General features: G+C 51.2%; 15 protein-coding genes. 9 read left to right on the top strand and 6 right to left on the bottom strand.

Annotated features, from left to right (window positions below; all coding sequences use genetic code 11):
• Positions 1-45 precede the first annotated feature (45 nt).
• Both IG193_RS00765 and IG193_RS09155 read left to right on the top strand, forming a co-directional pair.
• Complete coding sequence (locus IG193_RS00765) at positions 46-228, top strand: hypothetical protein (RefSeq protein ID WP_192819003.1); 183 nt, start codon at positions 46-48, stop codon at positions 226-228.
• Positions 229-369: 141 nt separating this feature from the next.
• Positions 370-786 carry a hypothetical protein gene (locus IG193_RS09155; protein ID WP_225876096.1) on the top strand — a complete coding sequence of 139 codons (417 nt, stop codon included), beginning with the start codon at positions 370-372 and terminating at the stop codon, positions 784-786.
• Positions 787-869: 83 nt separating this feature from the next.
• Here the strand turns inward: IG193_RS09155 and IG193_RS00755 are convergent, their stop codons facing one another.
• Entirely contained in the window at positions 870-1,046 is a 177-nt protein-coding gene (locus IG193_RS00755) for a hypothetical protein (protein WP_192819002.1), read from the bottom strand.
• 461 nt (positions 1,047-1,507) lie between these two features.
• Here IG193_RS00755 and IG193_RS00750 point away from each other — a divergent pair, with 461 nt between their 5' ends.
• The 3 genes from IG193_RS00750 (at position 1,508) to IG193_RS00740 (ending at position 4,078) form a co-directional block, all read left to right on the top strand.
• Positions 1,508-1,960, top strand: coding sequence for a LuxR family transcriptional regulator (locus IG193_RS00750; RefSeq protein WP_192819001.1), 453 nt, complete (start codon positions 1,508-1,510; stop codon positions 1,958-1,960).
• Between the two features lie 181 nt (positions 1,961-2,141).
• On the top strand, positions 2,142-2,711 hold the full coding sequence (locus IG193_RS09150) for a hypothetical protein (RefSeq protein ID WP_225876095.1): 570 nt from the start codon (positions 2,142-2,144) through the stop codon (positions 2,709-2,711).
• A gap of 14 nt (positions 2,712-2,725) precedes the next feature.
• Positions 2,726-4,078, top strand: coding sequence for a hypothetical protein (locus IG193_RS00740; RefSeq protein ID WP_192819000.1), 1,353 nt, complete (start codon positions 2,726-2,728; stop codon positions 4,076-4,078).
• Positions 4,079-4,136: 58 nt separating this feature from the next.
• Here the strand turns inward: IG193_RS00740 and IG193_RS09235 are convergent, their stop codons facing one another.
• Positions 4,137-4,268, bottom strand: a complete 132-nt coding sequence (locus IG193_RS09235) for a hypothetical protein (protein ID WP_263971721.1) — start codon at positions 4,266-4,268, stop codon at positions 4,137-4,139.
• Between the two features lie 251 nt (positions 4,269-4,519).
• Between IG193_RS09235 and IG193_RS00735 the strand changes: the two genes are divergently transcribed.
• Positions 4,520-5,059 carry a hypothetical protein gene (locus tag IG193_RS00735; RefSeq protein ID WP_192818999.1) on the top strand — a complete coding sequence of 180 codons (540 nt, stop codon included), beginning with the start codon at positions 4,520-4,522 and terminating at the stop codon, positions 5,057-5,059.
• A gap of 14 nt (positions 5,060-5,073) precedes the next feature.
• On the opposite strand, the gene brxL is transcribed toward IG193_RS00735, so the two are convergent.
• From brxL to IG193_RS00715, 4 genes are all read right to left on the bottom strand, one after another.
• Positions 5,074-6,507, bottom strand: a complete 1,434-nt coding sequence (gene brxL / locus IG193_RS00730; RefSeq protein ID WP_192818998.1) for a BREX system Lon protease-like protein BrxL — start codon at positions 6,505-6,507, stop codon at positions 5,074-5,076.
• Positions 6,507-10,136 carry an Eco57I restriction-modification methylase domain-containing protein gene (locus tag IG193_RS00725; RefSeq protein WP_218042151.1) on the bottom strand — a complete coding sequence of 1,210 codons (3,630 nt, stop codon included), beginning with the start codon at positions 10,134-10,136 and terminating at the stop codon, positions 6,507-6,509. The genes brxL and IG193_RS00725 overlap by 1 nt, the downstream gene beginning before the upstream one ends.
• 256 nt (positions 10,137-10,392) lie before the next feature.
• The gene (locus IG193_RS00720) at positions 10,393-11,007 is read right to left on the bottom strand and encodes a hypothetical protein (protein WP_192818996.1); all 615 of its coding nucleotides are present in this window, start codon (positions 11,005-11,007) and stop codon (positions 10,393-10,395) included.
• 8 nt (positions 11,008-11,015) lie between these two features.
• Entirely contained in the window at positions 11,016-11,495 is a 480-nt protein-coding gene (locus IG193_RS00715) for a hypothetical protein (protein WP_192818995.1), read from the bottom strand.
• 267 nt (positions 11,496-11,762) lie between these two features.
• On the opposite strand from IG193_RS00715, the gene IG193_RS00710 reads away from it, so the two are divergent.
• The 3 genes from IG193_RS00710 (at position 11,763) to IG193_RS00700 (ending at position 14,240) form a co-directional block, all read left to right on the top strand.
• Entirely contained in the window at positions 11,763-12,611 is an 849-nt protein-coding gene (locus IG193_RS00710; RefSeq protein ID WP_192818994.1) for a transglutaminase domain-containing protein, read from the top strand.
• 407 nt (positions 12,612-13,018) lie between these two features.
• Positions 13,019-13,186, top strand: a complete 168-nt coding sequence (locus IG193_RS00705; protein ID WP_192818993.1) for a hypothetical protein — start codon at positions 13,019-13,021, stop codon at positions 13,184-13,186.
• Positions 13,164-14,240 (top strand): ribosome-binding factor A, encoded by a 1,077-nt coding sequence (locus IG193_RS00700; RefSeq protein ID WP_192818992.1) that lies wholly within the window; start codon positions 13,164-13,166, stop codon positions 14,238-14,240. Before IG193_RS00705 ends, IG193_RS00700 begins: the two co-directional genes overlap by 23 nt.
• The last annotated feature ends 15 nt before the right edge of the window (positions 14,241-14,255 follow it).

The following is a 14,255-nucleotide window of genomic DNA, read 5'->3' as shown; positions in this document are numbered from 1 at the left end:
GAGGGCGTTATACGCGGGGTCGCCACTAAACAGGATCTCCAGGACTTGAAGAGGGAACTAGTAGGCTACATCGACGCCCGTATCGGCGATATCAACAAGAGGATAGACGACCTAAACGGGAGAGTCGGCGACCTCTCGGCACTACTCAGGGCGAGCCTACTAGCGATAATAGTGACACTAGCATCAACCATACTAGTACCGCTGGCACTAAAGCTACTAGCGCAGTGAACAGGCCCCCGGAGGCGAAAGAAATTATAGGAGCCGGCCCAGACTATAGCGGGATGGAGAAGCAGTTCATCGGCCTAATAAGAGACCACAAGACGAGGATAGGCCTCATAAGGGCCGGGGCGAGGGAGGCTGGTCGTAAGAGTGAGAGTGAGGGTGAGAGTCGGGGACAGGGCCGAGGAGACACCGGCCCTAGCCAATAGCGGCTACAGCTCCGAGACCCCACAGCTACTAGTACCAGTCGAGCTAGCGAGGAGGCTGGGGCTCTGGCCGCCCGAGAGGGCAGAGGAGACAGTGTTCGAGACAGCGGGAGGCCCTCTAAGGGTCTGGATCCTGCCAGGGGTAGCGAGAGTCACAGTAGCCGAGCCCGACGCAACACCCCCAGAAGTCGTTACAGACATCGTGATCTCACAGCTCGCGGACGAGCCCCTAATCAGCGACGCGCTGATCAGCGAGCTGGGCATAGCGCTCGAAGACCCTAAGCGCGGCCTCTGGAGGTTCAGGTGGGAGCCCCCAGACAAGACCAGGAGGAGTGCCCCGCCGAAGTACTGGCGGGCATAGACCTACTCTGAGTGGATCGGTGCGTGCCCCAGGAACGTGAACTCAGGCCACCTAGCACCGGGGCGCCGCTCGTTGAAGTTAAGCTACTTCCAGACGAGCCTCCTCAGCGGCCTACCAACGGCGTGTTTAGCTATCTCCAGGTTGCAGCTCCTGTGCCGCCTACACCAGGCCTCGCAGCTTTCGGCAAGTTCCCTACTCTCGTACTTGAGGCCACAGTACTCGCAGACCCATAACCCACCTACTTCTTTAACCACAGCCACTACACACGACCCCCCACTAATAAGCTTTCATCGCCGGGAACCCCCGGCAGTCCGAGGCGCCCTGCTCCCGTTTTTCGCTCGAAGAGCCCGCTCTCGTTGCAGTAGGATAGGCTATACTCTGTTGCCACCCCAACCCAAAACACCGCCCACTCGGGCACGGCCAAGCACTTCCCCCGGGGCCCACCCACAGCTACGCCTGTCCCCCACGACTCTTTTAAAGGGGAAGCCCCCGGCGCTGGAGCCTTCAGGCCACCATCCCTGTATACAGCCTTCGCAGCTACGAGCTGCCAGCTACCTACCTTCACGCCTCTCGAAGTGGTCGGGCCGGCGCTGTTAGTGGCGGCGGCCCAGTGGAGTGTCGAGGAAATTCCCGTCAGAGCCTACGCGGTCGCGCCCACTTGATACTCAGCTGTACGTGAGAGGTGAACATATAACTGGGAATACATGCTATTTTTGATACTATGAAGTACCTCAAGGTTATTTCGCGCACATGTCCCAGAGTGCCCCCGGACGCTTACGCCCACCTCGGCTTTCGCCTGCAAGGGGGGAGAGTCGTCCATCTGGTGGCTACCTCCAGGGGAGTAGAGCAAGTATCGTTGTATTGTGACGAGTGCCTGTTCTTCAGGCTGTCTACGTGCGGATACGTCTACAACGTTAAGGTGAGCAGGGGGCTGGTAACCTTCGTGGTGGCGAAGAACAGTGCTGTAAGAAAACTGTTGAGGAACACGCAAGTGCTGAGAGTAGAGGAGGTGTCCCACAAGGACTTGCTACTCACCGAGAAACAGAGGGACGCCCTCCTCCAAGTGGCCATGGGCAGAAAGCTAGGGGATCTGGCCCGGGAGCTCAGCGTAAGCAAAGTAGCAGTACATAAACTAGTTAAGAGGGCACTGAGGAAAGTGGCCCTCCTTATTTAGCCCCGCCGCACTGCGGCCACGCTGGCGCCCACCGAGGCCAGCCATGCCAGCGTGGGGAGTGGACACGGGCACTCGGGTATTACTGCCAGGGCTAAGGGGGAAGGCGCTAGGCTCCAGCCTAGGCCCCCGGTTAACGCCGTTAACCTAAAAGTTAGTATGGAGGATCGACGGTGAATAAGGCGTGACAGCCCTCTGGGTTGCAGGAGTAGTAGGTCTCGCGCTTGGCGGCTACCTGGGGTTTAGAGGGGTTGCGAGGAAGGATCTGGACGACGTGAGCTTTGGTCTAGGCTTGCTCGTGCTGGGGGCTCTATCGCTTGTACTGGCCGTGGCCGGGTACGGGGCCCTCGGCTCTCCAGTAGTGCCGGTCTTGGGCTCCCTGCCCCCGCTGATCCTGTCACTGGGGACTGTACACGCCGTGACCCCCAGGTACTGGAGGTGGTACCTAATCTTCGTGGTCATCGGAGTCATCGTGGCCGCTACGTTTAGGCAGGCGGTCGTGGCGTTCCACTCGGTGGCCGGCCTAATCCTCTTAGTGTTACCTATATACGCCGTAGCTAGAAAGGCGGCACCACCCTACTTTGCCCTCGTCTCAGTAGGCGCGTTGCTCATAGGCATCGGCGGTGTAGCCCTCGCCACAATAGCCGCGGGGCGCCCCCTGCTACCCCTCGACTTAGTATTGACAATACTGCCATACGTGCTCCTCGGAACTATAGTCTTCGTGGGGGCCGGCGCCCTGCTGAGGAGGAAGTAAAGGGTATGTTATCTATGACGAGGGCTGAAAAGGCACTACTAGTCGCCACTTCCCTTGCCATCGCCTTCTTGGCGACGCTCTCGGGCCCGCTAGCCGAGTCCCTCCCAGTTAAAAAGGCAATTCTCTCGCTGGGCCAGGCCAAGGCCACCTTTGAGGACTTCGAGGCAAGGGCGATAATGGCGTACCACGTGGCCGCCGTTGTGGTCATGTCAGCCCTGGCCTACCTGGCTTTGAGGTACGTGGACATGGATCAGTCGTACAAGCCCGGAGTCTCCGAGCTGGTGACTGCAGGCTGGTCTCTCGCGATCCCCTCGGGAATAGTCTTCGCCTACTTCTGGAGGTCGCCGCTCGTCCACACAGTGTGGATAGTCGGCCTGGCGCTGGTGTTCGCGGGCGCCGTGGCGTTGCTGTACGCCATGTCCCCGCTCAAGACCAGCTGGAGGGACAACACCCTTGAGAAAGCCGCGTTCTTCACGACAGGCCTCTGCCTCGTGCTGTCGATCACGCTCGGCGGCGTGTATGCCTCCTACTTCGGCTTCGACAGGGGGGCCAGGCCCGTGCTACTGGAGCACCACTCCACCCTCGAGTACAGGGATCTGGGGCCCGTGGCCACCCCGCTCCAACTAGTCGCTACGGGCCACGCCCACGGCGCAGTGGCGCTCTGGGGAGCGGCGCTCATGCTCATAGGCTTTAAGTGGGTGGGGGCTAGCGGCAGGCTGTACAGGTGGGCCCTGGCGTTCACAACCATCGGCTCGGTGATAACCCTCGCGGGCATCCTGGCAGTAGTGCCCCTGAGGCCTATCGCCCACCAGGTAATATACTTCGGCGTGGCCCCCCTCCACGCGTCGCTCTTCATCCTCTGGCTCTACCTACTCAAGCAGGTGGCGGGAGGCGGGTGGAGGGATTCAGTGAAGTTCGGCTTGTTCCTCTCTCCAGTACTGACAGTGGCCCTCGTGACTTCGACGGGGCCCCTAGTCGCGGCGCAGTTGAGAGACGTGGTGAGAGTCGTGTGGCCCCTGAGAGACGAGATCTCGTACAACGTGGCGCACTGGCACATGCTGGCGCTAATCTTCGCGTACACGACCTTCCTGCTTTACGCGGACGCCCTCCGAGGCCTCCCGAGAAGGCTGATATGGCTCTTCGTGGCCGGCGCCGCAGTCGCGCTAGTGGGAGCCTTCGTGTACGAGCTGTCACCCATGCTCGCCGGGGCCAGGAAGGGGATCCCGCCGGAACTGGCCGCCGCAGTCGCCGACAAGTCGCGGGCGATCAAAGAAGCAGCGCTCGCGCCCATAGAAGTCGGCCTCACCATGCTATTCATCGGCTTCACAGCCGGCCTCGCGGGGCTATTAAGAGCCAAAGAACAATAAAAGTAGAAACTTTCTCCCCCGACGCCGCCGAGCACTCCCGGCTCCAGCCCCCTTCCAGTCAGCTCCGGAGTACTGCGGAGAACACGCCGGCAAGCGTCAAAGGATCCCTCGTGTGAACCGGGATGACGCCCCTCGACCTCAGGGACTTGGCGACCTCCCACACGTCGACTGGAGAGTAGTGGCCCGACACCCTCAGCCTCGCCGTGAGGAAGCCGAAGCCCGAGAGCCACCTACGCAGAGCCGACTCCTCAACCTCGGCCGGAGCCTCCCTGGGCTCGGGATCCGTTAAAAGGACAAGTCCCCGTCCCTCCAGGCACCGTTATTGCCACAGCCGGGTATACACCGGAGAAGCTAGGATACTGTTGAGTACAGAAGGTAAAAAATGGAGAATAAGGCTACAAGCCATGTAGTGGCTTTTTATTCAAGGTACTCCTGTGTAATGTGCAGTCCAGCGAAATAGGGCGTATACAGCCGAGAGAACTTAGAGTGAAGGTGCCTGCAGCTATACTCGTCGGCGAGAACATCTCCTTCTACTCGTATCAATACTCCCTAGTGGTTCACTTGATCGATACCCTGAAGACGGTAGCCGTCTACTACAACACCGGCATAAGAACCAGTGAGAAATTATCACTCATGTGTAACCTGGCGAGCAAGCCCCGCGGCAAATACGTATACTTCAGGTTAAGAGCCGTGGAGAACACGTGGAGCGTTGTCCTAGAGGAAAACGGGACAATACTTGAGTGCCAGGCAGAAGAGCCAATCTACGAGGACGAGCTCGAAAGAAAATACTTCCAGAAAGGCTCCGAGAAATCGGTTCTGACAGCCAGTGACGTGAAAAAGCTACTCCATGGAGTAGTGGAAGACGAGGTCTTAAAGCTCCTTAACTATTCTCCAGCGTGGGTTCTGGAGAGATCAAATTGCCACCAAACCACAGTTCTGAAGATACACTCGGGAAGGATTAGAGTATACCTAGCAGTATAGCGTCTCTTGGAAGCTTAGCCCCTAATACTGAATGACAGGGTATTTAGTGGAAACTCCTCCGGCGACAGCTTGTGCAACCAATCTCTCACTCTCTGCCTCATCTCGACGGCTATCTCAACCACCTGTTTTAATTCTTTCTTATCGAAGGCTTCATCTGGGAAGAGAAGTTTTAGTAAGGCGCTGACGGTCTTCTTGACGGACTTTTCATCCCTCACCGTGATGCTTCCTTGCAATTCCACGTATTTCTCAATTTCTGTGGCATAACTTATTTTCCTCATAGTATGCATTGCTTCTGAAAAGTAGTCTGATGCTATACCATACCCTTTAGATAGGAAGGCTTTCGAGCGACCTATTTTTGGAATTTCCCATCCCGGCAGTACTCCATGAATCCTATCTATGAATGCCGATTCCCTCATAAATTTTGGTAGTTCATAGGTTAGGTCTTCTACAGGCACGTATCCTTCAGGCCTCTTCTCCACCTCGACATTACCCATGAACACTAATGAACAACCCGAAGATCCCTTCTGCCTCCCCCTCTCAAACTGACTGCTCTCCATGTAATCCTTAAGCTTAGCCATCATTTCATCAGGATTTTGAAACCTCACCCTGCTTATCTCATCAAAAACAACACAATCCCTGACGGCTATCTCACCGGGCATGCCTGTCCTCAAGTTGTATATGAGCGCTGCCGGAGATATTAGACCACCAGCTATTATCCTCGTATACGCGCTCACATTCCTGTAAGTATATGTTTTCCCTGTAGCTCTGGGACCGAACTCCATAAGGTTCACATTCTCCTCCACCAGCGGAATAAGCCTCGACAATATCAACAACTTCTGTCTGAGACTGTAGATCTCATGGTTAAGCCCTAAAGTATTCACGAGCACATCAACCCACTCTTCAAAAGTAAAGTATTGCCTAGCCTCCCTGAGAACATTTAAATCTGCTGAAGCTGTCTGAAGAGGCTTAAACTCGGATACGATAATCGGCGATGCCAAAGCCTCCCCCCTCCTGTTCCTTGGGATCTTTGAAGGGTCATAAACCAATGTTAAAAGGCCCCAAGCACCGGTAACCATAGTTATTGGATACGCATTCGCTATCTCCCTAGGAACTACAGCGTCGCTGACGTCTAAAGCCCTTATAATCCCTCTATACTCACCACTCCCAAGCTCCACCCACACCCTCAACTCATCAAGTATCCTAACGACCTTATCCTCGACCAACCTCGACTTTAACAACTCCTTCTCGCCAACATCATAATAATACTCACTTACGAACTCCCGCAACCTCCTTTCCCAATCACCAGGATATTTATGAGAAAAGTACGTAGCAAGATATTCAGCCACAAACCTCGGGAGCTTCGACAACTCTACAACACTAGCTATATTTTTATCCGTAGCATAGTCACCAAAGTACCTCCTAATCTTCGCAAAAAGATCCGAAGACATTAAATATCACCCAAAAATTGCTGAGAAAAACCCCTCTTAGGACTCTTTAGCTCGCCAACGACAATATCGACAGAGCCCTCACCAGAATACTCCCCACAAACCCAACTATACCCTACACTATAATTACCCCTCTCGAGAGGCGGAACCTCAATCTTATGCTCGCCATCAGGCAACACAAGCTCTTTCATACCCCACGGAGCCTTAAGAGAGAGCTTGAGCTTTCCAAGACCTTCAGTAGACACTCTGACAGTTATATAATCCCTCACGCCCGGCCTCACATCAGTTTTAACAAAATAAACGCTTGGACGAGCGAAAACTTCCTCCTCTTCCTCACTCTCTTCCTCAGAGAACTCACCTCTAAGAATGTTGTAAACCCTCTTAATCTCCTCGAGCTCCTCCTCGGTTATACCGTAGAGCTGTGCAACAGCCCTGTCAAGCTCGCTCTCAACTCTTGACAACTCACTTGTTAAATAGTTTCTACCCTTGCCGTAAATCTCCTCAGCAAGTTCATGGGCCTTTTTGCTCAGCTCAGCGATACGTTTCTGAACGTCATCGCCAGCATACTTTGGTATTTTAACGTTCTCTACAATATGTGTTTCCTGTCTCAACTCGTAAGTATATGATGCGATTATGGCTCTAGCGATAGTCGAGTTGAGTACTCCAGCTATATAGTATGCTTCATCAGCATTATCCAACGGTATGAGTATAGTTCCATCGTCAGGTATAACGGGCTTAGGAACATCCAAGATACTTTTAGGCCCCGCTACGGCACAAGCAAACTCTGTAGCTTTCCCAGTTATTGCGCCAGCAATTCTTTTCCAAACAACCTTATATAGAGCAAATGTATAAGCACCAATATCATATACACTATAAAATGGGTTGTCTTTACCCCAAAGCCTATGTATAGAACGATTTTCTAACTCACTTTTGTATGTGTAAAAGTATTCGTATGTTTTTGGACAATTCATTTTAATATTTTCTTCAGGTATCGGCTTGCCTGTCTTCGGATCATGAGGAACGATTGCATATCTATCTTTATAACTTACCCTCCACTTTTTCACGTCTCTCCCTCTAATGAGCGGGTAAACCAGGTCGGGCTCTATTTTGACTGTAACCTGTTTAGCACTCTTTTTCTGCCCAGGCTCTGGCGGATTAGTTATTATTAAGTAACCATCCTTATCTAGCACCTTTACATAATATATTTGGTTAAATGCCGTATAGACACCTGCATGAGCCTCATAAGTCCTGGGTGCCGGATAGTTCAGGACTTTTTCCACAGCTCTTTTAGCTTTCTCCGTAATCTGCATCCATGGTGCGTCTGGAGTTTTACCTAACGGCATCATAACCATCTCTTCTCTCCTTGTTACTTTAAGGACTTCCTCAAGAGGCATGTTTGTGGGTATAGGCCCACCATACTTGTTTATCCATACTACATGTCTAACCTTTAGTTCTCTCGACGGAGTTGTTGGCCTTGATTTTTCAACCACTATGGCTGATGCCCTGTTCACCGCGCCTTCAAATGGATACAGTGTTACCGTATCGTGAATCATATTAATCTTCCACGACGCTATGTAGCTTCTGAAACCTGCACCAGCCTGTGTCTTAAAAACAGTGAATGGTATTAGAAATCCTAAGATACCACCATCTCTTAAGTAGAGGTCAAAGCATCTTGCTAGGAAGAGCATTGCTAGGTCTCTTTTTACTTTTCCAAGTCCTCGTCCTCTACCTAAAAGTCCATATTTTTTCCACAGGAATTCACTTATTTTTCTGTATTCTTCTGGCAGGTTCTCCCAGTTGACCCATGGCGGGTTCCCGACAACGTAGTCGAACTTGCCCTTGACCAGCGGCGCGAAAGTGTTCCTCAGTATTGAGGCCCACACCCTATCCTTGCCCTCCTCCTCCAGTTTCCTAAACGTCCTGTAGAGATCCTTTAGAGCGGAAACTATGTTGCTGTCTTTGCCGAGCTTCCTCCTGAGCCTCGAGGCGAACTCCTCCTCGCTGTACTTGAGCGGAACTGTTTCCTCGATTATGCCTAGAATCTCGTTTAGTAGATTTCCCTCGACTACTTCAACTGGGATCTCGAAGTGGCCGGCCGCTGTCCTCAGCACGTAAACCTGTCCGACGAGCGTGCTCCTGGCCTCAACCATTATGGAGTCAGCTAAGTAAACTGGTAGCTCGTGCTCTCCTTTAACGTGTGCGAGTAGGTCACCTATTGCTAGCAGGTAGTTCGCCCTCGCAGTGAGGACAGCCAGGGGGTTCAGGTCGTAGCCCACGACGTTCTTCAAAGCATACTCGGCAAGCACGTCGAGAAGGAAGTGTTTCTCGGCGTACATTCTCAGCCTTTTCAGATAGGCGATCAAGAAAGTCCCAGAACCGCAGGCAGGATCCAAGACCCTGATGCCTAGCGGCTTCAGGGGGTCGTCTCTTCCCATCTCCTCCAGCTTTTCGTCGGTAAGCCCCACCTCATCTAGGACAAGCTCGGCGAGCCAGTCGGGTGTGTAGTACTCGCCTAGGTGGTGGCGTAGGTCGCCCGGTATGAGGTTCTGGTAGAGCCTCTTGAACAAGTCCCTGGTGAACTCTGGCTCCAGGTGCGGCGTCGCGGGCTCGTAGTTCTCCAGTGTCCTCAAGACCAGCGCTACGGCGTCCGCGAGCTCCTCGTCGAGAACCTCAAGATACCACGCGAAGTAGTCCCCCTCCAGGAAGTTCGTTATCCCCAGGAGTTTCCTGAAGAGGCCTCCCCCCTCGAGCTCTGTCATCATATTCCGTAATGCCTCCGAGCCACCCTGCATGTAGGCGTCTTCGAGCTCAGCTACGTAGGACTTGAGGAACTTCCCCCGGCCATACAGGTACACCACCTCGGCCGCCAGTAGCTTCATGATGAGAGCGAAGTAGGTGTGCACTGAGAAGAGCAACCTGTCATAGTTGACTTTCCCGGCCAGGCTGTAGAGCTCTGCGAGCTCCTTTATCTCTTTGAGCTTCTCGGGGTCGTAGCCGGTAGCTTGCCTAAAGAGCCTGAGCCAGTCCTGGAAGAGAACCTCTACCTTCGCGTGTTTCTTGTCGTTGAGCGCCTCGGAGAGCTTTCTGTAAAGCACCCTGACTACCTGCCTCGCGACGGGGCTTTTAGAGCCGAAGTCCTCGAGCAGGTGGTCGGCGTCCAGGCTCTTCCTTGAGAGGCCCCTGATGGCCTCGATGACCTTGATTAGGGTTTCCCTGGAGATCTCGTATGGGCCGCGCAGTATCCACTGGTTCCTGGGCCTGTCGTACCTCACAAAAGCAATCCTATCGCTTATTATGATCCCCAAGTACCTGCCCCACTCTTCCTTGGAGCGGGCCTCCTTCATTATGTAATTGATTACCTGCTCCTTGGCTCTGGCTATATCTCCCTCTCTTGAAAGCTTTCCCGGCGCCTTGTACTCCACTATGACGTGCCCGTAGAGAGCGTCAGGGCGGACGCCCGAGACGAGAGTGTACTCGTATTTCCCGTAGGTCGTGATCCCGAGAGGCTTTATTATCTTTTCCTCGATACAGGCCGACACACGAACCCTTAAGTCCTCCTCGGTGTGTGCACTGTGCACGGAATCTCGAATACAGTGGATAATGTTATCAATGTCTATGCCTTTAAACGACATAGTCAACATCTTTTTAATATTTTTAGCTATAAATTTTTCACATAAAGAGACTGCGAAAGGAGTCCCATGGTGCACATTCTCGGAGATATTCTCGCACAACAAGCTTGAGTAGCTATTTGGCCCCTGTAGAGATAGACAACTAGAGTCTCTTTTCGGGCTCAATGGACACCTTGACGGAGCAGGCTTATCAGTACTTGCCGTGGTGCTCACTTACGAAGCACATAAGAAAGTCGGGTCTGGTTAGCGACTTCGGTTCTTAGCAGAAGTGAATTCCTAGGGACTCGACTGCCTGCTTTATGCCCGTGTTTCTCTCCGAGAGGCTCTTCAGAGTCCCCAGGCTTTTAGTGCCTTCTTCGAGGGCTTCCAGTGTTTTCCTAGCGGCTTTGAGAATTTCTCCCTGCGTGTCGCGCTTGAGGAGCTTCTCGGGGATCTCTCCTTCATCCGGGTACCTTGTGGCCATGTAGTAGACTTCAACGATGAGGGCGACTGGTATGAGGTTCGCGCAGAGTACATGGGTACTACCTGTGTTAATAGCGGCGCTAACTAGAGTCTTAGTCTTTATACCTTCTTCGTCGAGAGCGAATCCTACTTGTTTTCTCGCCACCTTCATGCATTCCTTAAGGTTAGCGGAAATATCTTCCATGTTCTTTGCTAATGATTGTTTGATGGACTCAACTTCCCTGCTAATTTGAGTAAACCACTGGAGCGTCGAAGACAGCATGTCGTCTATGTCGAGCTTGGGGATAATCTCATCGGCCCCTCTATTCAGCACATCTATCATCTTCTTCCTATCTTCAGGAGAAGAAATCACGGAGTCACGTAGGATAGCCGTATACTCGTCAAAGCTACGTGGAAGGTGCTCGTAGAGCATACTAGTAACTATTTCCAATATACTTTAACACAGGGCCTGAATCGTGGATCATAAGAAGAAAGTTTCTCCAGTTTCATAGTTACGTCCTCTAAGCCTTTGCGTGTTAGGCTCTTCAGGTTTGATTTTTCCCACTCGACATCGAGGAGTTCTATGAGTATTTCTCTCGCCGGTTTATGGCCGAGCTCCCGCAGAACTCTCTTTATCTCTTCGGGGCTCTTGGGGCAGGGTGTCTCGCCGTGTTCGGCTCGGCTTAGCACCCGATTAATGGCGCTGCGTACTTGTGGGAAGTAGAGGAGGTAGTAGGACTTTAGTTCCTTCTCGATGGCCTCTGCTAGTAGGCGTAGGGTGACTCTCGTGTCTACCTGCTCGCTGGAGCTCAGTAGGATTTCTACGGCTTCTAGCTCGCCTCTCGCTTGGTTCAGCAGTTTCTCAGCGTAGCTTATGTACTCGTCGTGTATACATTTACACACATGGGTGTGCTTCTCCATTCTGCTTCGTGATATAAACTGAAAAATAAGAAAATATTGTTAATTTTTCCATGATAAGCCTTATAATAACTAGTAAAATTTAAAAAGACATTAGAAAATATTGCTAGTAATATGTGGCGTCTTGATAGAAGATATGTTACACAACTCTTACTCCACCTCTCACTTTACTGTCTCATTCTTTTATTTCTCATTTTTATATTTCTCCTTTACTATTTCATTTGTTATCTCATTTTTATATTTTTCCCGAAGTGGCCTCTAGAGCTACTTGTGTATTTCGCCGCTAAGCTAAACCCGTGGTGGTTTTCCTACCCCCAATTAGAGATCCTTCGGCAATTATACCCCATTCTACTCGCAGCTCTACTCACAGCTGCGCATCTTACCAGACTGAATCTTTCTGAGTTTAGGTTTGGCGGGAGGCAAACAGCAGGTCTTATACTACAAGTGGTATTCAAGGCATTTAAAACAACGCTGATTAAAGACCTCAGCCTGGTTTTTGTTATTTTCTTCCTTCTGTCGATTGTTCTTATCCCCCTCTTTCTCCAGCCTGTCGACAGTGAGCTGAAAATGTTCATTGCCGAACTAAGGCAGTCTTATGCTCTAACAGACTTCAGGGGAATAGCCCACAAGGTTGCAGGCTTCATCGATACTCACGTAAGAAACTCCTACATGAAGCCAGAGAGCGTGTTTGAATTAGATAACCACTTGTCGTTGCTCGATAACCGCCTACTAAAGAAGTTTGGTTTCAGCAGGGCTCACGTTATAGTTTTCCAGGGCTGGGGCTCCTGTGGCCAGTATGCCGAGGTAGCGTGGTACATTTTCAGCAGTCTTGGGCTCGAGGCCCGCCAGGTCAAGTTTAGGGAGAGGGATCACCGGTGGGCCGAGGTCAGGCTGAACGGGACGTGGTATATATTTGACCCGTGGTATATAGGCCTCCACTATAACGATAAGTATATGGTTCCCGCCAGTGAACTTGCAAAGATACCGAGGTTTTCTGGGAGCTACACTGTTGTCGAGATACGCCCCGAGGGGACAGAGGTAGACGTGTCGCTGGAGCACGGTTACACGAGGGGAGGCTTTGGCGTTATACGCACAGTAGTAGACCTCGCGACGGGTTAAGCAACGTACACGCTAGCTGGTAGAGGCGCGGCATAATGCACTGGCGGGCTCCTAAGTGATCAGCTGCCGGGCGCGGCTCTAGTGAGCTGTCCGGGGACTGTAGGGCTTGCACCGCTTGAGCCGCGTGTAGAGTGTTGCCAGGCCACTGTGGAGGTTGGCTGTGCTTCTCCCAGGTAGTGCTGTCAGGGTGCGTGAGGAAGTCTTTTCCCTCGGGGCGGCTGTGGTGTCGGCATGCAGTTTTGCGCATGCAAAAACGCGTAGAGGAGGGCGGGACGGGTGGGGGTGTATGGGCTATTGAACTTTTTCTTTGTTTTCTTCACGTCTGCTAGTGTGGGAGTTTGGACGGGCTACGGGTTTTGTTTGTCTTTGGGTAATGTTTATTTTGATGTTTCATGCTTTTTCTGTTGATGGGCTTGCTGGGGGAGCTTGCGTCGCTTTTCCGGGATCCGCGCTTCCGCGCCCTGGTGGGGCAGGTTAGGGGTGAGAGGGACTTGAACTCCTTCTTGGCGAACACTGTGGGGGGCTCGGGGAACGCTGTCGTGGGGGGTGCAGGTGGACGTGCACAGGGGGTCTAGCGGGGTCGAGGTAAAAGAAGAATTTGAGAAAGAAGAGGGAATTTCGAGAAGGAGAAAATTAGCACTACTGCTTGTAGGACTATTACTAAGTGGGATAGTTGGGGGAATGTTATGGTTCTATTTTTCTCAAAGAGGAAATCAAACTACAGATCAAACAACTACACAAAACCAGGGGACAAACCAAACAGTTACTGTGCCGCCTAGTGCAACTACACCAGCTGAAGATGCAAAAACTTTACAGCTTTTGAAAATTGGTTTCTCGAAAGAAGAGGCAAACCAATTTAATTCTTTATTTTCAAACTATGCTCAACAAGAATACAATCAAACACACTTAGATTTTGCGAAACATTACCAGAAGAACAAAGATTTGAGCATTGCAGTTTTTAACATAACTGAAAACTTCAGAGACTCAAATTCAGTTTTGAATAAAACTATTGATAAGCCAAATGCCTTGGAGTTTGTTCAAAAATATCCTCCTTTGATAAAAAACTTGAACTTTGAAAACTCTCTATCACTTTATTCAAGAAATTCAACGGTTTTCAACGAGCTTTATAGAAATGTTTTGAATGATCCGAGAGTGACTATGGATAGAGGCAAGCTAACCGAGCTAGCTTCTAAATTGTTTTTGGACTTAGGCTATGGAGACAAAGTAAAAGTCCTTGACCCTAGCAGCGGGAACTACAAAGAAGAACATTTGAAAAAATCTACAATTCAAGCCCTTGGGAATTATAGCGTAGCTATTTATCAGTCGGGCTTGCCAAAACACGACAGAAATTCCTTGTTTTTGCTTGGAAATGCAACTCAAATAAATACCGATATTGTAGATTTTTCGCCTATAGTTTTTAAGAGTGTAGACGGAAAGCACTTCTACTTAACTCCAAATGCTTCGAGAGAAACTTGGCTAACTGCTGAAATGCTTAAAAGGATAAATACTACTGGTTTTAACATTTTAAAACATCCTGAGATGTTTTTAGGGCTAAATGGAAAAATTATAACAAATGCTTACAATTTGTTTGATGAGCCCTATGGGGGTAGCTACTTGGAAAAAAATTAAACAACAGGACCATTT

It is taken from the genome of Infirmifilum lucidum (assembly GCF_014876775.1).
GTDB classification, from domain to species: domain Archaea; phylum Thermoproteota; class Thermoprotei; order Thermofilales; family Thermofilaceae; genus Thermofilum; species Thermofilum lucidum.
Note: the sequence above shows the minus strand (reverse complement) of the source record. Positions and strands in the feature narration are given on the sequence as shown.